A 21393-nucleotide genomic window follows, 5' to 3' on the forward strand; every position below is an offset into this window, starting at 1 on the left:
GATGAATAGAAGACAAGTACTTAAGAACTTAGGATTAGGAGCAACTGCACTTGTTGCTACGCCTGCTATAATGAGTTTATTACAAAGCTGTTCAAATGAACCTGAATTTATTCCAAACTTTGTAACAAAAGGAGAAGGACACGCACTCCGTCGTATCGTAGATCTTATCATTCCATCTGATGCTACTATACCTGGAGCTGTAGATGTAGGGGTACATGAGTTTATCGATAATTTTTGGAATGAAGTAATTCCAGAAAGAGGAAAAGCACAAGTTCGTATGGGATTCAAAGGACTCGCAGAAGAATTTAAAAAGACCTTTTCAAAAGATTTAGAAGCTGGAACATCTGAAGAGTTTGATCAATTACTAGGAAAATACCTTGCTGTAAACGAAGAAGAACAAAAAGGATTTGACAAACGTTTTGGAGAATTCTATCAAGCATTTGTAAAAGATCCAAATACTACATTAGACAGTGATCTTGCTTGTAATCAATTATTTGGTCAGTTAAGAGGAATGACTATTTGGGGTTGGAAAAACTCTGAAGAAATTGGAGAAAATGTACTTGCGTATGAGCCTATTCCAGGACAACAAGTAGGTTGTCTTTCTGTAGAAGATGCGACTGGAGGAAAGGTATATTCTCTATAATTAATTCCCTCGAAGGCGAGAAACTCATAAAGTAAGGACAAGGATCTTATATATACAATAATAGCAATGACAATATAAGATTTCCGCCTTCGCGGAAATAAATTATTGAACCGTTAAAGCGGAAGAATTATCAAATCAATAACCTAAATAAGTAAGGTGGATGAGATTTCCGCCTTCGCGGAAATAATATGGACAGAAGAAAGTTTATACAAAAAGGAGCCCTTACAGGTTCCTTTTTGTCTTTAGGTGGATTAAGTATCAATGCTATGGCAACAACTGTTGATAATTCCGCTTTCGCGAAAGCGGACACAGCAAAACACCATTTCAATCTAAAATATGCACCTCATATAGGCATGTTTAAACAGCATGCAGGTGAAGATCCTGTTGCGCAATTAGAATTTATGGCCGCACAAGGGTTTACAGCTTTTGAAGATAATGAAATGCGTAATCGACCTATAGCGCAACAAGAGGCAATGGCAAAAACCATGAAAAAACACAACATGACTATGGGTGTTTTTGTCGCACATAAAATCTACTGGACAGAACCTAATCTTGCGAGTGGCAAACAAACGTGGCGAGATGAATTTCTAGCCGATATTAAAAGTTCTATTGAGGTTGCCAAACGTGTAAACGCAAAATGGATGACAGTGGTGCCTGGTCATGTAGACCTACGACAGAATATGGCTTATCAGACTGCACATGTGGTCGAAACCCTCAAACAAGCAAGTGCAATTCTCGAACCACATCATATTACGATGGTGCTTGAACCATTGAATTTTAGAAATCACCCTGGATTATTCTTATCAGAATCTCCACAAGCGTATCAGATTTGTAAAGCTGTAAATAGTCCTTCGTGTAAAATACTTTTTGATATTTATCATCAGCAAATTCAGGAAGGAAATTTAATTCCAAACATTGAAAAATGTTGGGATGAAATTGCCTATTTCCAAATAGGAGACAATCCTGGGCGTAACGAACCCACCTCTGGAGAAATTAATTATAAAAATGTATTTAAATACATTCATAGTCGAGGTTTTGAAGGTGTATTAGGGATGGAGCACGGAAACTCTATAGAAGGAAAAACAGGAGAGCAACGCGTGATTGATGCGTATGTAGAGAGCGATCAGTTTTTATAAAAGAAACTTCTATTTATACAAAAAGCGCTGTTATTTTGAAATAACAGCGCTTTTTGTATATAACTGAGCTATTATCAAAACTTTAGATTAAGCAATTCCAATTATCGTTAAACAAAATAAATAGCTACGAAATCGATTTCGATGAAATAGCTATATTTTTAATAAAAAAGTATGTATTTCGTCGAAAAATACTACAACCGTTAATTTTATTAACAATTATTCTTATATATTGTTGAACATTTAACAACAAAATCAAATTATTTATGAAGATTAATTTTTTAAAGTATAGTGTACTTACAGCATTAGGTATGGCTATTATTGGTTGTCAACCAGACAGTGAAGATGGGGCAATAACAGATAGCGCTTCTCTGGAAGTGCAGGTGCAAGTAGAAACTGTTACAGCTGATAATGTAACGCCTATCGAAGGGCGTTATGTAATTGTTTACAATGACATTACTAACAAAATGTCTACATTAACAAAAGCAACTTCTATTCAGAATTATAAAGCACAGATCAATTCTAAGAAAGATATTTTTATTAGTGAGTTTTCTAAAATTGGACTTACTGAAGAAAACATTAAAGCTACTTACGGATATGCTTTTAATGGATTTACAGCAGAGCTAACTGATACGCAACTTAATGAATTAAGAAAAGACCCTCGTGTAGCTAGTATTGAGCAAGATTTCACCATTAAAATGGGTAAACCAGGAAATGGAAATGGCGGCGGAGGTGACCCAGCGCAAGTGACACCTTATGGTACAACAAGAGTAGGTGGAGGCACCTCTGCTTCTTCAAACACTGCATGGGTAATTGATAGTGGTATTGATTTAACGCATCCTGATCTAAATGTTGATACTGGACGCAGTATTTCTTTTCTTTCTGGGTCTCCTAGCAACCAATCTCCTAATGATCAAAATGGTCATGGTACACACGTAGCTGGTACTATTGCGGCTATCGATAATACTATAGGATCTGTAGGTGTAGCGCCAGGTACTACTGTTGTAGCTGTACGAGTATTAGATCGTAGAGGAAGTGGTTCTAACTCTGGAGTAATTGCTGGTGTAGATTATGTAGCTGCAAACGGAGCAAATGGAGATGTAGCAAATATGAGTTTAGGTGGTGGTATTTCTACAGCGCTTGATAATGCTGTAATCGCTGCTGCTGCAACAGGCGTGAAGTTTGTGCTTGCCGCTGGTAATGAATCTCAAGATGCTAACAATTCTTCTCCTGCAAGAGCTAATGGAAACAATGTATATACGATCTCTGCAATGGATATCAATGATAACTTTGCAAATTTCTCAAACTTTGGATCTCCTGTAGATTATGCTGCTCCTGGAGTTGCGGTATTCTCAACTTGGAAAAGTGGAGGATATAACACTATAAGTGGTACATCAATGGCTGCGCCACATGCCGCTGGTGTTCTTTTATTAAGTAATGGTTCTACTGACGGCTTTGTAAACAATGATCCTGATGGAAATCCTGATCCGATCATTCACTTATAAGATATTTATAGTTGTATAACACAAAAAAGAGGCTGTCTAATTAGACAGCCTCTTTTATATATTTAGATAATTCCCTAGTTATAAGTTATGTTATAATCGGTTTTAAATATTTTTCAAAACCAATTTCTTAACCAACATCATATTTTCTTTTAAAATCTTGAGCCTTCAATACTATATAAATACAATATAGTAAAGATCCTATAACAACTATTTTATAGAGTATTCCTCTTAAAACTAACTGCGGATCAATAAGATAATACAGAGCGTTAATTCCTATCATAAAAACCAGTGGAGCAATTGTAAACAACAATGGTCTTTTATGAATGAAAATTCCACAAATCAGGAATACTATGAAAAAAATAAAATCTAAGAACGAATTAACTGTATAAAGAGGTCCTAAAAGTAAATGTATTACTAGAAGTATGATATTAAACCCGGCAATACCAAAAAAAAGTTTTTGAATTTTTTTTATGGTCGTATCTGAGTCTATTAACACTCCTTTTTTATTTATAAATCTTCCTATATGAACAGCTCTTTCTTTTTCAGTACCATTAAAAGGAAAATCACAATTATCACAATTATCGAGAACTTCGATATGCTCTTTTTTACAAGCTGGACAACTAACTTTTTCCATAAAGAATGATTATTTCATCATAATCATTCCACAATAAACTTTCCTTTCATAAGACCTGAATGTCCTGGGAAGCTACAGATAAAATCATATGTTCCAGCAGCAGGAGCTGTAAAGGTAACCGTAGTAGATTGTCCTCCACCAATCATTTTTGTATGTGCAATGACATCTTTTCCTCCATCTGGAATCCAATCTGATTTCTGTCCTGCAGAAGCAGCACTCGCAGAAAAAGCTGGAATCGCAGTTCCTGATTTTAAGAGTACAAAGTTATGCCCCATCACTTTTACATCTATCTTTCCTGTATGACGTAAAGTAAGTGTTACTTCTTGACCAGCTTTTACCTTAAATTCTTTTTTATCAAATTGCATAAGGTCGTTTCCTGAAAGTGCAAGATTTACTTTAGAATCATCTTTTTTCTTTTCAGTTTTAGCACCTCCTATTTTTACTTTTTCTTTTTTCTCTTCCTTTTTATCACCACCACAACTCATTAACAGCCCTATAAGAGCAAATGCCATTAAAATTCTTGTCATTTTCATTTTTTAATCGTTTTATTGGCACCGCCAAAGGGTTTAATACCCAAAAGCTTGCCTATAAATTAGAATTCAGTTTTGTATAAATATCTCAGGAGCTCGTCTCGAGAGAATTTATTATAGAACATCGAAGATACTAAACTTCCATATTTTACGGGGTTTTTTCTGTAAAAAAGTCTAGTGTGCGTTGCTCACTATAGTAAAAGTCCCCTCGTTTATAAAATCCTACATGTCCGCCATGATTTGGGGTCTCTAAAAAAAGACAATTTGAAGAAGATGCATGCTCATACGGATAACAATCTCCATGTAAAAAAGAGTCGTTTTTTGCATTTAAAATAAGCGTAGGGATTTCAATTTCACGGAGGAATTCAAAACTACTTGCTTTTTCATAGTACTCTAATGCATCTTTAAAACCATGAGCAGGTGCTGTATATACATCGTCAAAATCTTTAAGCGTTTTTATGGTAGCATATACTTCTGAGGTCATTAACTCAGGGTGTTTTACCATTTTCTTTCGGTATTTTCCTCTTAAGTCTACAAGAAATGAAGTGCGATATACCCAATTTTCGCGATAATTTAATTGTTCAAGAGACGCTTTTAAATCGGCTGGAACTCCTACAGTAGCTATTGCTTTTACTTGAGATGGGATTCCTTTTTTTTCGCCTGCATATTTAAGTAATGCATTTCCTCCCAAACTCACCCCATAAAGAAAGATCTCATTATAAGTGTCTTTTTCTGCAATCGTTTGTATAAGAAAACGCATATCTTCTGTCTCCCCACTATGATAGGAACGATACAATACATTATCACTGCCACTACATCCTCTAAAATTTACTGCAGCTACATCATATCCATTTTGGGTAAGTAGTTTTGCCATTGCAAGCATATAGGTACGTTGCGCATTTCCCTCTAATCCATGAAAAAGAAGGGCTACTTTCTGAGTGCGCTTTCGCGAAAGCGTATACGACCAATCTATATCTAAAAAATCACCATCTGGCAATGTAACGCGCTCACGTTCTTGATGTACGCCTTTTACTTGCCGAATTTTAGCAGAATAAATGGTAGAAAAATGTGTGTTTTTAAAGAATCCGTTTGCACGAAACCTAGACGTGACTAAAGGCATTGATTGAGTATAAGTGATTTTTTATATGACGATAAAAGTACACATTTGATACAGAGAAATCAAAGCATTTGTAAAGCCTCTTATAAAACATCAAAATCCTAAAGTTTTCTAAAAAATTTATTTTGAACCAATCGTTTCAATTATATTTGTACCAATCATTTCAAATAAAATGCCAAGAGTCGAAGTTTTTGATAGAGTTCAAGTGCTAGAAAAAGTAAAGCACTTATTTTGGGACAAAGGTTTCAATGGTACTTCTATGCAAGATCTTGTAGATGTTACTGGGCTTAACAGAAGTAGTATCTATAATTCTTTTGGAAATAAAAAAGCCCTTTATGAGCTTGTTTTAAAACAATACCAAGAAGAAGGAAAAACACTTTTTAAAACTGCATTATCACAAACTGAAAATGCTTTTGAAGGAATCTGTCTTGTCTTTGATAACATGATTCAAGCTATTTTACAAGATGTAGAAGGTAAAGGATGTTTTAATATGAATTGCACAACAGAATTATCTCGTGTTGATATAAGTATAAGAGGTTTTTTGACGTCTAGACAAGAATATACTATTTCTATTTTTAAAGATTTGATAGATAAAGGACAACAACAAGGAGTGATTAATAAAGAAGATTCTTCAAATAATTATGCCTATTATTTATTTAGTGCTTTTCAGGGTCTTAGAATGACAGGTATGTTAACACGTGATGAGGAAAAACTAAAAAAAATAGTAGCTAACACCTTAAAAATATTAAACTAAAAATTTTTTAATCCATTTTGGAACGATTGTTTCAAATAAAAACATATACAATGAAAACACTATTAAGAATAGACGGTAGTCCTAGAAAAGAAACTTCCATTAATCGCCAACTAGCCACTACGCTCCAAAAACATTTACAACGTGATGGTGATCGTCTTTTACATCGAGATGTATATTATGATGATCTTGTACAGTTAGGGAATGAAGATCAAGTAACTGCTTTCTTTACTCCTGAAAATCAGCTAACAGAAGCGCAAAAAGAAGCTGTACACAATTCAAATATACTGGCTCAAGAATTTGCAAATGCCGATACGTATATTATCTCATCTCCTATGTATAATTTTTCAGTGACTGCAGGACTTAAAACCTACATAGATTCTATAGCCAGAGCTGGTATTAGCTTTCAATACACAGAAAACGGTCCTATAGGTTTACTTAAGAACAAAAAGGCATATGTGATTATAACAACAGGAGGCACAAAATTAAAATCTCCTGTAGACTACGTGACTACTTATCTTACAACCTTTTTAAATTTTTTGGGTATCACTGATATCACATTTATCCCTGCCGATGAAGTAATGGCTAATCAAGAACATGCCATTTCAAACGCTAAAGAATTAATCTCAACATTTTAAACAATCAAAAATTAAAATACTATGAAAAAATTAGAAAACAAAGTTGCTGTAATTACTGGAGGAAATTCAGGAATAGGATTTGCCACTGTACAACGCTTTTTAGAAGAAGGAGCAAAAGTTGTTTTTTCGGGAAGAAGACAAGAGGCATTAGACGAGGCTTCTTCATTATTAGAAGGCGATTTTAAAGCTGTGCTTTCAGATCAATCAAATCCAGCAGACAATAAACGTCTTATCGAAGAAGCTGTAAATGCCTATGGGAAAATTGATGTGCTTTTTGCAAATGCAGGTGTCGCACAATTTGCGCCATCAGATCAAATTACAGAAGACTTTTTTGACAATCAGTTTAATACTAATATTAAAGGTCCTGCTTTTCTTGTAAAAGAAGCTATTCCTAATCTTAATGATGGAGCTAGTATCATTTTTAATACCTCTATCGTACATCAAAAAGGATTTGAAGGTGCTGGAGTTTATAGTGCAACAAAAGGTGCTTTACGATCTTATGCACGTGTTTTAACAAGCGAACTCGCTCCAAGAGGCATCCGAGTGAATAGTATTGCACCTGGTCCTATAGGAACTCCTATTTATAGTAAAATGGAAGGTATGACAGAAGAACAAGTACAAGAAATGGGCACTAGCTTTGCACAAAATGTTCCATTAAAGCGTTTTGGAGAAGCTAAAGAAATTGCCGGTGCTGCTGCTTTTCTTGCAAGTGAAGATGCTAGTTATGTAAATGGTATTGAAATTGAAATAGATGGAGGAATGAGTCAGATCTAATTCTAATCTTAATTCGCATAAAAATAAAATACCCCCTAAAATAGGGGGTATTTTTATATAAAAATTCCTCAAAAATTAAACTATTGTATATTTAGATACCAATTGGTATCTTTGTGTATGCGAAATCCAGAAGCTACCAAAGAGCTTATCATATTAAAAAGCGCCGATCTCTTTAATACTCAGGGATACAAGGCTACTTCCTTATCTGATATAACCAAAGCTACTGGATTTACTAAAGGAGCTATTTATCGTCATTTTGAAAACAAAGAAGATTTAGAACAACAAGCCTTACATAGTCTTGCAAAACGCATGTTTCAAGAAATAAGTACTTCTATTAAAGTTGCTAAAGATTTCCAAGATAAAATGGAAGCTATTTTTATCTTTTTTGATTCGTATATGGAAACCCCTTTATATAAAGGCGGATGCCCTTTGCTTAATGTCGCTATAGAGTCTGATGATACAAACCCTATCTTAAGACAACAGGCTTTTTCTATGTTGTCTCGTTTAAGAACATCATTAGAAACTTTATTTAGTAATGCCATTAAAAACAATCAAGTACAATCATCTATTAATATTGATTATTATACCACCCTGTTTATTGCAACGCTTGAAGGAGGTATTATGATGAGTAAATTAGAGCGTAATAAAACAGCAATCACACATGCAATCACACATTTACGACATCTTATAAAAGAAATTTCAGTTTAAAAAAATTTAACCTAAAAGATACCGATTGGTATCTACAACTAATCTTATGGAAAAATTAGTATTAAAATGTATCGGTTTTTACATTAATGCCACTACTATTTTTACAAAGTACAATCAAAACCTTCAATTCAAATTGCTTTGTAAAGTAAAGAAGCCTCCATTAAAACCTGCTACCAAAGCTTTTTTTGAAACAGGTACTACAACCCTATTACCTACTTCTAGGGGAACAAATGTGGCTTTACATCACTGGGGAACTGGTGACAAAAAGTTATTGTTCTTACATGGATGGACTAGTAATAGTAAACAATGGCAACCTTATGTTGAACAATTTGATTTACAAGAATATACTATTTATGCATTAGATGCACCTGCTCATGGAGCCTCTGAAGGCACTCATCTTAATGTAGAATTATATAGAGAAACCATTCAATCTTCGGTACATTATATTGGAGAAGTTGATTGTGCTATTTGCCATTCTTTAGGGTCGCTATCCACAAGTTACCAATATTTATTGAACCCTAAAACGTCTATTGGTGCTTATGTCATTATGGGAACTCCGTCAGGAATACACGCTATTTTAAACTATTCCAAAGAAATGCTTTCTCTTTCGAAAAAGGCATTAAAAAATCTTCGTAATAAAATAGATACAGTCCTTAAAATTCCTTTAGAGGAAGTAACTTTGCAACGATTCTTTGAAAAGGTAGATGTTCCTTGCTTAGTCATTCATGAGGAGTCAGATCTTGTAACACCCCTAGCCCCTATCAAAAGTGCTATTGAACATTTACCACATATAGATAGAAAATACATTCAAGGCCAAAATCACATGTTGAAAGGCCAAGAAACCATAGATAGTATTAAAGAATTTTTAAAATATAAAACAGTAAAGAATTATGTACTTTAAAGAATTTGATATCAGATGGAGCGATATAGATGCTAATAGGCATCTAGCAAATAGTGCCTATGTAAATTTTATGAGTCATACTCGTATGGGGTTTATGATAGAAAATGGATTAAGCCAAAAAGAAATGGTGATTTACAATATTGGCCCTGTTGTTTTTCATGAGCAGCTATTCTTTTTTAAAGAAGCTTTTCAAGGGAAACCTATTCGAGTAAGTTTTGAATTAGGAGGAAGTAGTCCAGATGGGATGTTTTTTAAATTTGTACATAATTTTTACGATCATAAAGGGCGAAATATAGCTCGTGGAACTATGCAAGGAGGTTGGATGGATTTAACCACCCGTAAATTATGCGGTCTTCCTGAAGCATTGCTACCCATGTTAGAAAAAGCTCCTAAAACTCCCGATTATAAAATATTAACTAAAGAAGATATGCGTGCGCATGGACAGACGCCTGTGCATTTAGAGGGGTAATTTCAAGAAGAAAAAAGCCCCAAATACCTTCTGTATTTGGGGCTGTTATTTATTGACTTGGCATATCGTAAAAAAATTGTTCTTTTACAATTTTTCCATCTTTTACTTCATAGACCGCAATTTCTGAAGATTGCGAGCGATACCCACTTGGGCGATGTGTGGTGTCCATCTCAAAGCGAACAGAAAACCAACTATCTGCTACTGTAGGCTCACTTACCTTACTACTATGAACTTCAAAGGTTTCTTCCCACCAAACTCCTTTTTTAGCCACGGCTTCCATACCTTGTACCTCTTCCATCTCCGCTCCTTTAGGTTCAATACTTACGATATTAGGGCTGTATAGATTTTGATAACAACTGGCGTAATCTCCTTTATTACACCAACTAACTAATTTTTCTGCAATTTCTTTAGTTTCCATATATGATTAGTTTTTGATACGCATAATACGTAATGAGTTATTTGTTTAAAATTACAATCTTTAAACAACGATTACAAGTGGTTTATGTTAAACAAAGTTTACTTTTTTATACCTTTAATTCATAACTAACCAAAAAAACAATAGAATTTATGGAAGATTTTGATGTTAACTGGCTGGCTTTACTGGCAGCGGCAGCTTCTTCTTTAGTAGTAGGGTTTATATGGTATGGACCACTATTTGGTAAAGCTTGGATGGCAGCATCTGGCATGACTGAAGAAAAAATAAAAAGTGGAAATATGGCACTCATCTTTGGATTGAGCTTTGTTTTCGGATTCTTTTTAGCATTCTCTATGTGGGCACAAGTATTGATAGGCGGTGGCGGTGGCGAAATTCATGGACAAGATCCTTATCTTACCTTTAAACATGGAGCTTTCCACGGGGTACTTATGGGCCTTTTTGTGATACTTCCTGTCTTAGGCACCATTGCGCTATATGAGCGAAAATCTATCAAATATGTTTTGATTGCTGTGGGATACTGGACAGTAACTCTCGCTGTTATGGGTGGAATTATTAATGCCTGGACATAGGTAAGAAAGCACATTATTAAATTTAAACCCATTAAAGGTTCTTCCTTTAATGGGTCTTTTATGATTTAAGAGGTGTATGTTGTTTGTACTCCTTCATCTTGATCTGTCTTACAAGTGGCTTAAATAAAAGTGTCGCAACCGTTCTACGATGCCTTACATAACACGTAAGGTTCTCAGGGGTTGCTCCTAATGTACTTTTAATCTCTGAAGAAGTCCTCCCGAAATTAACTTCTTCGGCTTTCATTTCAATTCCTAATCGTACATAATCATTCAAAATTCTAGGGTAGATTGACAATTCTTTATTGTAGGTATAATCTATACCTATAAAGTGCGCATCTATACTATTTTTTACTTTGAATGCGGTTGCAAATCCTACGATACGATTCTCATACCAGTAGGTGTTTATGAGTACGCTTTCGCGAAAGCGTATTTTTAACAATTTATACGTTTCTATTTCTAAATCTATGGTCTTGAACAATGCTCGATCTGTAATATTGCAGTATAATTGTTGAAGCTCATCACGATGCTTTTCTATATCTTCTGCCTCAAAAGATCGCATCGTTAATGGTGCACTCTTTTTATCTGCCTTATTAACCTTAACACGATACTTTGATTTTAACGCCGCTTTGTATTGATCAAAATCTATCCAATCGTTAGATATCTTAAGGCGCATATTGGGTTCTACTGCAAAGGGCTGAAATTGATGTTTTTCTACTTCAGAAACTACAGAAATATCCTGATCGATAAAGTCTTTAAAAAAGAAAACTGAAGCTTTCTTTTTTGTATGTACTTTTTTAATCTCCTGAGCTACTTTTTTATAAATAGATTCTTGTGGTATTCCTTCTTTTATAATAACCCCATAATTACCACTTAAAAAGACATTTCCGCATACAATGGTATGTATTTTACGAGCACTTATATAACATTGTAAGGAGCGTGCTATACGTTCTGAAAAAGGAAGATGCTCTTGTGCATTGTCAATAGCAACACTCATACGCTGTAAAATAGCTAACCCTATACAATCATTATCTTGAGAAAGCACAAAATAGCAATATTCAATTTTAGGATTTGCTTTTTCAAAAGCAGAAAGAAATTCTTTTTCAAAATATAAAGTGTCTTTACAAACTAGTGTTGTAAAAACTGTATCTGGCACTTCTTGTATCGTAGTATGATATGTAATCTTTATATCACTCAACAGTAACTGTTTTGCGTTTTGTACTTAAATATACTCCTAAAAAAATGAGTGCCGCTGCAAAAATGCGTATTCCTGTTAATGTATCTGCACCTAAAACAATGGCTACTAATGTTGCTAATAAGGGTTGAAGATAAATAAACGCTCCTATTGTAGAAGGCTTAAGCGTACGTAATGCAAACACATTAAACAAATACGTAAGGTAAGTCGTTCCTACAACCACAAAGATCATTACGCCAATCACTGATGCTGGAAGCGTTGTCCATTCTACTTCGCGGAATTCTGGCAATGCTACGGGTAAGTTTGTGAATACTGCTATGAGAAAAAACCACTTCATAAGTGTAATAGAAGAGTACTTGGCGGTAAGTGGTTTTACTATAATTAAATATACTGAATAGGCCGTCGCATTTACTATAAATAATATGTTTCCTAAAGGGATATTAGGCGCATTTTCTTGTGTTTTTGCTCCAAAAAGTATTAAAACAAGTGCTCCTACTAAGCCTATTCCAATACCCGATCCTTTAAACCAAGTAATTTTTTCTTTTAAGAAAATAGCAGAAAGGACTAATAAAATTACAGGAGATAGGGTAATCACCACACTACTATTTATAGGGGTAGATAAAGCCAGTCCTTTAAAGAACATAAGCATATTAATAGTCATTCCAAACAACGCACAAAGAACAATTCGTCCCCAATCTTTACGATCTATTTTCTCTTTAGGAAAAAACAAGCTTGTAATCCAAAATAAAATAGCGGCCCCTAACACACGCAACATAATAAAACCAAAGGGTTTTATATATGTAGGCATTAAATCTTTTGCAAGTGTATGGTTGATTCCATATATAAAGCTGGCACCAAACGCTGCTAGTAAAGCTAAGTGACGCTTACTCATATTAATTAAAAGCTGCTACAGCCTCGGCTACTACTTTTTTACTATTTCCAACAAAAATAGCATCATTTATTATCATAACTGGGCGTTTCAAAAATGTATAGTGCTCTAAGATAAGATTTTTATAATCCTCTTCAGAAAGCGTCTGTTCTTTTAAATTACGCTGACGATACAATTGTGCTCTTTTACTAAACAAGGCTTCATAGCTTCCTGTTAAGTGATGCATAGCTTCTAGTTGACTTTCTGTAATTGCTTCGGTCTTTATGTCTTGCAATTGCACATCACTATCAGGGTTTATTTCCTGTATAATACGTTTACACGTGTCACAGGTAGAAAGATGGTATATTTTTTTCACGATGAAATAGCTATATAGTTATCATTGCAAAATTCGATCATTTATTACTAAATAAACTACTTTTAATAAAAATTTCACACCATGCTTTACGACTTTGATATTTGTCAAAAAAACCGACAATTACTACACAATTTAATGGAAAAGTTATCTCCCGAACAACTCAATAAAATTCCTGAAGGTTATAATAATAACATCCTTTGGAATATTGGGCATAGCATTGCTACACAACAATTATTAGTATATGGCTTATCTGGAGAAGATATTCAGGTTCCTAAACACATTATTGATCTTTACCGAAAAGGAACTAAGCCTGAGAAATTTGCAACGTTAAAAGAAATAGAAGAAATAAAATCATTGTTGTTTTCTACAATAACACAATTAGAAAAAGATTATAACAACGGTATCTTTACCTCTTTTAAAACCTATACATTAAGCACTAGTAAAGGAATACTTCACAAGGTAGAAGATGCTATTGCTTTTAATAATTTTCATGAAGGATTACATCTAGGATATGCAATGGCTTTAGTTAAGGCTATTTAAAATAATTATAAGAGAGGAAGTAGCTATATATGTGTCTCCTCCTAAATAATCGAATCAAAAAACCCATCACTTTACAGTGATGGGTTTTTCTTCATTTTGATATCTAATTTTTAAGCAGCTACTATATAGTAATTACTTAAAATAGGATAACATGTTCTTAGTTTTTAAGAACTCTGTATACTCCTGTTTGACCGTCGTCAGAAGTTACTTGCATTAAGTAAGTTCCTTTAGCCATAGTGCTTACATTTAGTTGGTATGTAGATAGTCCGCCTACTTTTTGCTCAAGTACTTTCTGACCTACAAGGTTAAATAATGTTACATTTTCAATTCCTGTTCTAGCATTAAGATTAATCATATCTTGAGCAGGGTTAGGATAGAAGTTAAATCCTTCTAATACATTATCATCTACAGATAGAGCATCTTCACAAGTAACTGCCATAGTGAAGTTACCTACGCTTGCTCCAAATCCTTCTACCATAATTGTATATGAATTTCCTACAGTTGCTACAAATGAAAGTTCTGATTGTAAAGTACCACAACCATCATCATCTGTTGCAATTTCATTTACAAGGTTACACTCATCATCAAATACTCTTAATAATGAATCATAATCTGTACCCTCACATAATGAAATCGTTACAGTCTGTGCAATTTCTGGAGTTACATACGTATAGAATACATCCCCTGATGGGTTAGATCCTGAATCTCCTGCATTTGTTGTGTCTCCTGTTATTACATCATCACAGAAAACTTCGATTGCATTTTCACAATCATCATTTGCTGGTGGTAAGAAATATAAGAAATCAATAGATACGTATGTACTAAAATCATCTGCAGTACATCCTGCTTGAAGATAGAATGTGTACATGTTTCCATCTACAAATGCTCCAGTTGCAGTATCAAATGTATCTACAAGTGTGTTTCCTGTAGCAATAGCTCCTGGATCTCCTTGAGGAACTCCTACGTCTTGTATCTCCCAGTTATATCCAAATGCATTTACAGACATAGACCAAGATAAATCTACAGATCCTGGTAAGAAGTTACCTGCTGCTAAATCAAACGGAGGTGGACACGTAGGCATAGTCATGAATGTAACTGGCCCTGAAGTCTCACTGATATCATCACCTCCACAATTAGAAGTTACATAAAAATCATACGATGTTTCTGGATCAAGACCTTCCAATAAAAAGGTAGTCATTGTAAGTCCAGCTTCTAAAGTACCATCACCAGGCATAAAACCTTCTAATCCCCATTCTAAATCATAACTCATAGGTACCGTATTATCAAGGTCTACCCAACTCAATTCTGCACTCATAGCTGTAATATTGGCTACAGCAAGATCAACAGGTTGTAAACAACTTGGGCAATCAGCCGCAATCGTTCCAGATGGGATATCTGTTGTAGGATCAGCTGTACCAGCTCCTACTTCATTTCCGTCTACATCTAAAATTCTATATGAAACTTCTCCTGGAAATCCACCACCATCTATAAATACAGTAGTTATATCTGCTGTAGAGTTTACTGGAATACCGAGGATTCCTTGAAGTCCATCATTATTAGGATCATCATCTAAAGAAACGTCATCTAAAACAACAACACCGTCTACAAGAACATCCATAATTGCTCCATTCCATCCGTCTCCAAATGTATCATTCATTTCAAGTGTATATTCACACACGTCACATATTCCTCCTTCATCAATTCTATCTACTAAGATTGGATTAGAAAGGTCAAAACAACCATCAAGATCTGCTACATTAGATCCCATATCAAGACCCATTAATCCATCTTCATAACGGATATACCATATTGCACATACTCCTGGGAAAACTCCTTCAAGATCAAATGGAGGCGCCATTGGTAATCCTAAAATTTCTCCAGTAGCATTATCTGTAATCACCCAACCATTATTTGTTCCAATTCCTTCTCCTATAATAGTAACATCTATTGGGTCTGGATTACCATCACCTGTACAGATACTTACTTCTGTGTCACCTGTAGTAGTTACAATTTCTGCAGCATCTACAGCACAATCACTATGAGCAGCTACTTGGAAAGGACCGAAGCCTCCGCCTCCCCATTCCCAAACACGAACAAATAATGTCATGCCTGCTAATGCTGGATCATCAATTGCCACTAAAGAGAATAGTCCATTCCCTCCGTCATCATCACACGCTATTTCTAAAAGAGCTCCTATCTCTCCTGAATATACAGCCATCCCAGTATCAGTAATACCTCCAGCTGTATCTGCTTCTATATTTACTTGTCCAGTACTAGGTACTTCAACAGTAAACCAAACATCAGCTCCACCGTAGTTACCACAAGATGGATCATCTATGGCTGTATCTGTAGCACTTACATTAGAAGCGGTTACAGGAAAATCTGTAAATACAGAACCAACCATTAAAGGAATAGCTCCTTCTGGATCATCATTTGCAGGTGGAGGTGTATCATATGCAGACATCTGGAAAGTTCCTAAAGAACCTCCATTCCATTCCCATACACGCGCATATAGTACTTCTCCTGGAGTTCTACCTTCTACTTCTGCTAAAGAGAATAAGCCAACTCCACCATCATCATTACAAACCACTTCAACTAATGCTCCTATCTCACCTTCATAAATACTTAAAGCTGTATCTGTAATAGAACCGTCATCTTCTCTAGATTCTACAGAAACAGATCCACTATCTGGAACTACAAAGCTATACCATAAATCTGCTTCAGTAAAGTTACCACAAGAAGGATCATCAATAACTGTTGCTGTTGCTTCTGTGTTATCTGCAATAACAGGATTATCTTCAAATACTTCTCCTACAACTAAGTTTCTAGCTGTTTCTGGGTCATCATTAAGTTCTAAAGGCCCACAACTTCCAAATAAAAACTGAGCAATAATCTCTACATTAGCACCTGAAAGATCTTCTAATTCTAAACTTACGATTGGCTCTACTGCTACAATCCCAACAAAAACAGGACCAACAGTAGCATCTATAGTTACTGTATCAATTAAACCAGCTTCTCCAATCACTCTTATATCTACAGGTGAGCCTCCTAAAAGAGAATATAGATCAAATCCAACACTAGTTACTGGGTCATCTCCTGTAAAGTTTATAATTGTAAAATCAGTAAATGTGTTAGAACCCACTGCTGGATCTAATGTACCAAATCCATCGGCAGGATCAATATATACAGTACCATTTCCTGGAGTACTTATTGTAATTTCAAATCCTTCCGCTAATTCACCGGCAGGATAACAAGTATCTCCAGCTGAACTTAAAACATCGTCACACCCTACAAGCGCTGTAGGACCTCCAGTAAAGTCTTCTGATGTTAAAAAAGCTCCATCTGAACAGTTTGCCAGATAATCATCTCTATCATCAAATGTAGTGACATTTGCCCCTAGGGTATTAATAGTAGCTGTTTGAACCTCAAGCCCTTGTACAACTGCTCCTCTTTCAAGACCTGCATTTGCGTACTCTTGCAAAGTCAGAGGGGTCTGCCCAAATGCCGTAACGACGACAAAAAGACATAATAATAATGTAATTTTTTTCATGTTTGGTTTATTTTTAAAGTGAAACCGCAAGAAATGCGGACCTAAAAGATAAATACTCTAAATCTTTTTTAAGAAAAATGTAACGTATTTTCGACGAGTGACATCTATTAATCGTCATAAAACATAAAGTTTTAAGAAAAAGACACAATATTAACATAGAAAAAGCGTTTACCCCATTTTTTATATCAAAATATGTTAAAACAAAGTATCCATTAATTTCATCGCAAATTTGAAAAATACGATCCTTACTAAATACGCTTTCGCGAAAGCGTATAATTTATTAATTCACAATTAGATAAAGTATCTTGATTTTATACTGCTTATCTCTACATAGTTGTCTTGTGTATAGAGGTGTTTAATTGTATTTTTGAATGAAAAGAAAGTCATGAACTTCGCTTTCTTAATACATTATATATGAAATTCAATACCAAAACAATACATGGAGGTCAGAAACCTGATAAAGCGTATAACGCTGTAATGCCTCCTATATATCAAACGTCTACATATGCTCAATCTACTCCAGGAGGTCATAAAGGATACGAATATAGTAGAACACATAATCCAACTAGAAATGCACTAGAAAATGCGTTTGCGAGTATAGAAAACGGAACGCATGGTCTTGCGTTTGGCTCTGGTCTTGCAGCAATAGATGCTATTCTGAAACTTTTAGAACATGGAGATGAGGTTATTTCTACAAATGATTTATATGGAGGTACCTATCGATTATTTACTAAGATATTTGAAGGCTTTGGTATCAAATTTCATTTTATTGGTATGGAAAATGCCCATGCTATAGAAAATCATATCACTGAAAAAACAAAACTCATTTGGATTGAAACACCTACAAATCCAATGATGAATATTATAGACATTAAAGCAGCTTCAGTTATAGCCAAAAAACACAATATCATGCTTGCTGTAGATAATACATTTGCCACTCCTTATTTACAGCAACCTTTAGATTTAGGGGCCGACATTGTGATGCACAGCGCTACAAAATATATAGGAGGCCATAGTGATCTTGTGATGGGTGCTCTTATTGTAAAGGACAAAAAACTTGCTGAAAAATTATATTTTATTCAAAATGCTAGTGGTGCCATATGCGGACCTCAAGATAGTTTTCTTGCGTTAAGAGGTATAAAAACATTGCATGTACGCATGCAACGTCATTGTGAAAATGGAAAAGCGATTGCGCATTTTTTAAAAACACATCCTAACGTTGATAAAGTTTACTGGCCTGGATTTAAAGATCATCCTAATCATCAGACAGCTAAAGAGCAAATGAATGATTTTGGAGGGATGGTTTCATTTACAACAAAAGAAGATTCTTATGAAGGTGCTGTAAAGGTAGTAGAAAAGTTAAAGGTCTTTACATTAGCAGAAAGTTTAGGAGGTATTGAATCTCTAGCTGGGCATCCTGCATCTATGACACATGCATCAATTCCAAAAGCAGCGCGAGAAAAAACAGGAGTGAAAGATTCTTTAATACGCTTAAGTGTTGGTATAGAAGATATAGATGACCTTATAGCAGATATAAAGCAAGCATTAGCTTAATTACATCTTAATATTATAACAAAAAACGGTTGCTAAATATAGCAACCGTTTTTTTATTTTTTATATACGCTTTCGCGAAAGCGTATACTACAATTATTCTAAATAATAGATATATCCAACATTTAACCAGAAGATCCAATCATTGGCTCGGTTTACTGGTCTTGGGTCTGGATTTAATCCATCTACCCAGTTTGATGTATAATAATGCCATCTAGCATCTAATACTAAATCACTGAGTGGGGCTAATTTATATCGAATCCCTGCACTCCAAGTAATAGCCCACGTAGAACCTGGCCTATCATCGATACCGCTATTATTTTGCCCTTCTCCTTGGGCAAAACCAGGAAAAAGCGTGGGAGCTAGTTCCCCACTAAAAGGATTTATAAATTGTCCTTGAATATCTCCTAATTCTGAAGTTGCTTCAGGATCAAAAGACACAAAATGAACACCAAGACTTACATAAGGAGCAACTCGATAAGCGCCTGCTGTAAAATCTCGAATACTCATTGGAAAATATTCCAATTGAGATCCAATTTCAAAAACATTGGCTCTTCCTTTGTGTCCTCTAAGTTGTAAACCTCCTAGATCATTATCTTCAGATTCTTCCCCAAAATGGTCAAGATTTGTGACGTGATAATCTATTTCGTTTCTAACTTTGAAGTGATCATTCCAGTAAGTATCTCTAGAATAGCAGTTACAATCTGCTCTATATGCAAAGTTTAAATAATGTACAATACCGATACCAAAACCAATGTTTCCACGGTTTGTATCGAAGTTATTACGCAATCCGAAATCAGATTGAAATGCTACGGGACCAGTGATAACGCCGACTTCATGGGAAAAGCCTAGTTGCGCTTTAAGCTCCTGGTGAGCAAAGCAAAATGAAATAATTGCCATGAGTAGGTATCTGGCTTTCATGAAAATAGGTAATTTGAGACAGCAACAAATATATAAAAACTAGGTTAACAGCGAAATTTTATAACCATCAGGTTTCCAAAAAACAAGTAAATTTCTAAAAAAACACATTATTTTTACGAATTTCGAAAAAAAAACGACTCAATTTTCAGGATACACTATATTTGCATCCTATTAAAAACGCATTTTTAAGATTAAAATTATCTAATACTCAAAAGATATGTCAGACAGCATTAAAAACTTTGTCGATTATGTTGCTAAAAGCAATCAGAATGAACCCGAATTTATGCAAGCTGTTCATGAGGTTGCAGAAACGGTTATTCCTTTTATAGAAGCAAACCCAAAATATCAAGGTAAGAAATTATTAGAGCGCATGGTAGAGCCAGAGCGCACTATTATATTTAGAGTTCCTTGGACGGATGACAGTGGAGAAATCCAAGTAAATCGTGGCTATAGAGTAGAATTTAATAGCGCAATAGGCCCTTACAAAGGAGGGTTACGTTTTCACCCTTCAGTAAACTTAAGTATTCTTAAGTTTTTAGGTTTTGAACAAGTGTTTAAAAATAGCCTTACAACACTTCCTATGGGAGGTGGAAAAGGAGGGTCTGACTTTAACCCAAAAGGAAAGTCTGATGCAGAGGTAATGCGTTTTTGCCAAAGCTTTATGACTGAGTTATCTCGTCACATAGGACCAAATACAGATGTCCCTGCTGGAGATATTGGTGTTGGAGGACGTGAGATAGGATATATGTTTGGTCAGTATAAAAGACTACGCAATGAGTTTACAGGAGTACTTACAGGAAAAGGATTGTCATACGGAGGATCTTTAATACGTCCTGAAGCTACTGGATATGGAGATGTATACTTTGCTCAAAGTATGCTTAAAACAAGAAATGAATCTTTTGAAGGAAAAACAGTAGTGATTTCTGGATCTGGAAATGTAGCGCAATATGCTACAGAAAAAGCAACACAACTAGGAGGAAAAGTCGTTACACTTTCTGACTCAAGTGGTTTTGTATACGATAAAGATGGAATTGATGCTGAGAAATTAGCATACGTTATGCAGATTAAAAATGAACGTCGTGGTAGAATCAAAGAATATTTAGACAAATATCCATCTGCCGAATATCACGAAGGGCAAAAGCCTTGGGGTATTACGTGTGATGTTGCACTTCCGTGCGCAACTCAAAATGAGTTAGATCACGAAGCTGCAAAAACATTAATTGCAAACGGATGTATCTGTGTGGCAGAAGGAGCTAATATGCCTTCTACACCAGAAGCTATTGAAGCATTCCAAGATGCTAAAATCCTTTTCTCACCAGGAAAAGCATCTAATGCAGGAGGTGTTGCCACTTCTGGTCTTGAAATGTCTCAAAACAGTATGCGTTACAACTGGACAGCAAAAGAAGTAGATGAAAAACTTCATAATATCATGTTAGATATCCACGCAGCTTGTGTAGAATATGGAACCCAAGAAGATGGGTATGTAGACTATGTAAAAGGTGCTAATGTTGCTGGTTTTGTAAAAGTAGCAGAAGCAATGATGGCTCAAGGTGTTGTTTAAACATTCAATACCATTATAGATAGTAA

General features: G+C 35.0%; 23 protein-coding genes. 13 read left to right on the forward strand and 10 right to left on the reverse strand.

Annotation, left to right across the window (positions count from 1 at the left end; translation table 11 throughout):
- Position 1: 1 nt before the first annotated feature.
- From Q1A60_RS03625 to Q1A60_RS03635, 3 genes are all read left to right on the forward strand, one after another.
- The gene (locus Q1A60_RS03625) at positions 2-643 is read left to right on the forward strand and encodes a gluconate 2-dehydrogenase subunit 3 family protein (protein ID WP_299761517.1); all 642 of its coding nucleotides are present in this window, start codon (positions 2-4) and stop codon (positions 641-643) included.
- A gap of 188 nt (positions 644-831) precedes the next feature.
- Entirely contained in the window at positions 832-1779 is a 948-nt protein-coding gene (locus Q1A60_RS03630; protein WP_299761520.1) for a TIM barrel protein, read from the forward strand.
- Between the two features lie 263 nt (positions 1780-2042).
- Complete coding sequence (locus Q1A60_RS03635; protein ID WP_299761523.1) at positions 2043-3281, forward strand: S8 family peptidase; 1239 nt, start codon at positions 2043-2045, stop codon at positions 3279-3281.
- Positions 3282-3408: 127 nt separating this feature from the next.
- Here the strand turns inward: Q1A60_RS03635 and Q1A60_RS03640 are convergent, their stop codons facing one another.
- The 3 genes from Q1A60_RS03640 to Q1A60_RS03650 all read right to left on the reverse strand — a co-directional run bounded on the left by Q1A60_RS03640 (position 3409) and on the right by Q1A60_RS03650 (position 5565).
- Positions 3409-3915 (reverse strand): hypothetical protein, encoded by a 507-nt coding sequence (locus Q1A60_RS03640; protein ID WP_299761526.1) that lies wholly within the window; start codon positions 3913-3915, stop codon positions 3409-3411.
- Between the two features lie 23 nt (positions 3916-3938).
- Positions 3939-4442, reverse strand: a complete 504-nt coding sequence (azu, locus tag Q1A60_RS03645) for an azurin (RefSeq protein WP_363322568.1) — start codon at positions 4440-4442, stop codon at positions 3939-3941.
- 151 nt (positions 4443-4593) lie between these two features.
- Complete coding sequence (locus tag Q1A60_RS03650) at positions 4594-5565, reverse strand: alpha/beta fold hydrolase (RefSeq protein ID WP_299761532.1); 972 nt, start codon at positions 5563-5565, stop codon at positions 4594-4596.
- Positions 5566-5734: 169 nt separating this feature from the next.
- Here Q1A60_RS03650 and Q1A60_RS03655 point away from each other — a divergent pair, with 169 nt between their 5' ends.
- The 6 genes from Q1A60_RS03655 (at position 5735) to Q1A60_RS03680 (ending at position 9803) form a co-directional block, all read left to right on the forward strand.
- Positions 5735-6316 carry a TetR/AcrR family transcriptional regulator gene (locus Q1A60_RS03655; protein WP_299761535.1) on the forward strand — a complete coding sequence of 194 codons (582 nt, stop codon included), beginning with the start codon at positions 5735-5737 and terminating at the stop codon, positions 6314-6316.
- Between the two features lie 50 nt (positions 6317-6366).
- Positions 6367-6951 carry an NAD(P)H-dependent oxidoreductase gene (locus Q1A60_RS03660; RefSeq protein WP_299761539.1) on the forward strand — a complete coding sequence of 195 codons (585 nt, stop codon included), beginning with the start codon at positions 6367-6369 and terminating at the stop codon, positions 6949-6951.
- A gap of 21 nt (positions 6952-6972) precedes the next feature.
- Positions 6973-7725, forward strand: coding sequence for an SDR family oxidoreductase (locus Q1A60_RS03665; protein ID WP_299761542.1), 753 nt, complete (start codon positions 6973-6975; stop codon positions 7723-7725).
- Between the two features lie 117 nt (positions 7726-7842).
- On the forward strand, positions 7843-8433 hold the full coding sequence (locus tag Q1A60_RS03670; protein ID WP_299761545.1) for a TetR/AcrR family transcriptional regulator: 591 nt from the start codon (positions 7843-7845) through the stop codon (positions 8431-8433).
- 46 nt (positions 8434-8479) lie between these two features.
- Positions 8480-9334 (forward strand): alpha/beta hydrolase, encoded by an 855-nt coding sequence (locus tag Q1A60_RS03675; RefSeq protein ID WP_299761549.1) that lies wholly within the window; start codon positions 8480-8482, stop codon positions 9332-9334.
- Positions 9324-9803, forward strand: coding sequence for an acyl-CoA thioesterase (locus tag Q1A60_RS03680; RefSeq protein WP_299761552.1), 480 nt, complete (start codon positions 9324-9326; stop codon positions 9801-9803). The genes Q1A60_RS03675 and Q1A60_RS03680 overlap by 11 nt, the downstream gene beginning before the upstream one ends.
- A gap of 49 nt (positions 9804-9852) precedes the next feature.
- Here the strand turns inward: Q1A60_RS03680 and Q1A60_RS03685 are convergent, their stop codons facing one another.
- Together Q1A60_RS03685 and Q1A60_RS03690 are read right to left on the reverse strand one after the other, a co-directional pair.
- Complete coding sequence (locus tag Q1A60_RS03685; RefSeq protein WP_299761554.1) at positions 9853-10221, reverse strand: nuclear transport factor 2 family protein; 369 nt, start codon at positions 10219-10221, stop codon at positions 9853-9855.
- A gap of 106 nt (positions 10222-10327) precedes the next feature.
- Positions 10328-10528, reverse strand: a complete 201-nt coding sequence (locus Q1A60_RS03690) for a hypothetical protein (RefSeq protein WP_299762592.1) — start codon at positions 10526-10528, stop codon at positions 10328-10330.
- On the opposite strand from Q1A60_RS03690, the gene Q1A60_RS03695 reads away from it, so the two are divergent.
- The gene (locus Q1A60_RS03695; protein ID WP_299762571.1) at positions 10440-10808 is read left to right on the forward strand and encodes a DUF1761 domain-containing protein; all 369 of its coding nucleotides are present in this window, start codon (positions 10440-10442) and stop codon (positions 10806-10808) included. The two genes, Q1A60_RS03690 and Q1A60_RS03695, sit on opposite strands and share 89 nt — an antisense overlap.
- Before the next feature lie 58 nt (positions 10809-10866).
- Here Q1A60_RS03695 and Q1A60_RS03700 read toward each other — a convergent pair whose 3' ends face one another.
- The 3 genes from Q1A60_RS03700 to Q1A60_RS03710 are packed head-to-tail and all read right to left on the reverse strand — an operon-like array spanning position 10867 to position 13244.
- A complete protein-coding gene (locus Q1A60_RS03700) occupies positions 10867-12003 on the reverse strand; it encodes a peptidogalycan biosysnthesis protein (RefSeq protein ID WP_299761557.1) in 1137 nt (378 codons plus the stop codon).
- Positions 11996-12892: a DMT family transporter gene (locus Q1A60_RS03705; RefSeq protein WP_299761560.1), complete on the reverse strand. Its 897-nt coding sequence runs from the start codon at positions 12890-12892 to the stop codon at positions 11996-11998. Before Q1A60_RS03705 ends, Q1A60_RS03700 begins: the two co-directional genes overlap by 8 nt.
- Position 12893: 1 nt before the next feature.
- Positions 12894-13244, reverse strand: a complete 351-nt coding sequence (locus Q1A60_RS03710; RefSeq protein ID WP_299761563.1) for an ArsC/Spx/MgsR family protein — start codon at positions 13242-13244, stop codon at positions 12894-12896.
- A gap of 81 nt (positions 13245-13325) precedes the next feature.
- On the opposite strand from Q1A60_RS03710, the gene Q1A60_RS03715 reads away from it, so the two are divergent.
- Entirely contained in the window at positions 13326-13784 is a 459-nt protein-coding gene (locus Q1A60_RS03715; protein ID WP_299761566.1) for a DinB family protein, read from the forward strand.
- A 157-nt stretch (positions 13785-13941) separates the two neighbouring features.
- Here Q1A60_RS03715 and Q1A60_RS03720 read toward each other — a convergent pair whose 3' ends face one another.
- Positions 13942-17334, reverse strand: a complete 3393-nt coding sequence (locus Q1A60_RS03720; RefSeq protein ID WP_299761569.1) for a T9SS type A sorting domain-containing protein — start codon at positions 17332-17334, stop codon at positions 13942-13944.
- Positions 17335-17748: 414 nt separating this feature from the next.
- Here Q1A60_RS03720 and Q1A60_RS03725 point away from each other — a divergent pair, with 414 nt between their 5' ends.
- Entirely contained in the window at positions 17749-18888 is a 1140-nt protein-coding gene (locus Q1A60_RS03725; RefSeq protein WP_299761572.1) for a cystathionine gamma-synthase, read from the forward strand.
- A 93-nt stretch (positions 18889-18981) separates the two neighbouring features.
- On the opposite strand, the gene Q1A60_RS03730 is transcribed toward Q1A60_RS03725, so the two are convergent.
- Positions 18982-19806 (reverse strand): glutamate dehydrogenase, encoded by an 825-nt coding sequence (locus Q1A60_RS03730; protein WP_299761575.1) that lies wholly within the window; start codon positions 19804-19806, stop codon positions 18982-18984.
- A gap of 217 nt (positions 19807-20023) precedes the next feature.
- On the opposite strand from Q1A60_RS03730, the gene gdhA reads away from it, so the two are divergent.
- Positions 20024-21367, forward strand: a complete 1344-nt coding sequence (gdhA, locus tag Q1A60_RS03735; protein ID WP_299761578.1) for an NADP-specific glutamate dehydrogenase — start codon at positions 20024-20026, stop codon at positions 21365-21367.
- The last annotated feature ends 26 nt before the right edge of the window (positions 21368-21393 follow it).

Source organism: uncultured Dokdonia sp., assembly GCF_947492535.1.
Lineage (GTDB): Bacteria > Bacteroidota > Bacteroidia > Flavobacteriales > Flavobacteriaceae > Dokdonia.

Coding starts and splice junctions, on each gene's coding strand:
- Q1A60_RS03715 (WP_299761566.1), top strand. CDS start 13,326: ATGCTTTACGACTTTGATATTTGTCAAAAAAACCGACAATTACTACAC.
- Q1A60_RS03660 (WP_299761539.1), top strand. CDS start 6,367: ATGAAAACACTATTAAGAATAGACGGTAGTCCTAGAAAAGAAACTTCC.
- Q1A60_RS03725 (WP_299761572.1), top strand. CDS start 17,749: ATGAAATTCAATACCAAAACAATACATGGAGGTCAGAAACCTGATAAA.
- Q1A60_RS03690 (WP_299762592.1), bottom strand. CDS start 10,528: ATGAGTGCCATATTTCCACTTTTTATTTTTTCTTCAGTCATGCCAGAT.
- Q1A60_RS03630 (WP_299761520.1), top strand. CDS start 832: ATGGACAGAAGAAAGTTTATACAAAAAGGAGCCCTTACAGGTTCCTTT.
- Q1A60_RS03655 (WP_299761535.1), top strand. CDS start 5,735: ATGCCAAGAGTCGAAGTTTTTGATAGAGTTCAAGTGCTAGAAAAAGTA.
- gdhA (WP_299761578.1), top strand. CDS start 20,024: ATGTCAGACAGCATTAAAAACTTTGTCGATTATGTTGCTAAAAGCAAT.
- Q1A60_RS03650 (WP_299761532.1), bottom strand. CDS start 5,565: ATGCCTTTAGTCACGTCTAGGTTTCGTGCAAACGGATTCTTTAAAAAC.
- Q1A60_RS03680 (WP_299761552.1), top strand. CDS start 9,324: ATGTACTTTAAAGAATTTGATATCAGATGGAGCGATATAGATGCTAAT.
- Q1A60_RS03665 (WP_299761542.1), top strand. CDS start 6,973: ATGAAAAAATTAGAAAACAAAGTTGCTGTAATTACTGGAGGAAATTCA.
- Q1A60_RS03625 (WP_299761517.1), top strand. CDS start 2: ATGAATAGAAGACAAGTACTTAAGAACTTAGGATTAGGAGCAACTGCA.
- Q1A60_RS03670 (WP_299761545.1), top strand. CDS start 7,843: ATGCGAAATCCAGAAGCTACCAAAGAGCTTATCATATTAAAAAGCGCC.
- Q1A60_RS03720 (WP_299761569.1), bottom strand. CDS start 17,334: ATGAAAAAAATTACATTATTATTATGTCTTTTTGTCGTCGTTACGGCA.
- Q1A60_RS03705 (WP_299761560.1), bottom strand. CDS start 12,892: ATGAGTAAGCGTCACTTAGCTTTACTAGCAGCGTTTGGTGCCAGCTTT.
- Q1A60_RS03730 (WP_299761575.1), bottom strand. CDS start 19,806: ATGAAAGCCAGATACCTACTCATGGCAATTATTTCATTTTGCTTTGCT.
- Q1A60_RS03635 (WP_299761523.1), top strand. CDS start 2,043: ATGAAGATTAATTTTTTAAAGTATAGTGTACTTACAGCATTAGGTATG.
- Q1A60_RS03640 (WP_299761526.1), bottom strand. CDS start 3,915: ATGGAAAAAGTTAGTTGTCCAGCTTGTAAAAAAGAGCATATCGAAGTT.
- Q1A60_RS03675 (WP_299761549.1), top strand. CDS start 8,480: ATGGAAAAATTAGTATTAAAATGTATCGGTTTTTACATTAATGCCACT.
- azu (WP_363322568.1), bottom strand. CDS start 4,442: ATGACAAGAATTTTAATGGCATTTGCTCTTATAGGGCTGTTAATGAGT.
- Q1A60_RS03685 (WP_299761554.1), bottom strand. CDS start 10,221: ATGGAAACTAAAGAAATTGCAGAAAAATTAGTTAGTTGGTGTAATAAA.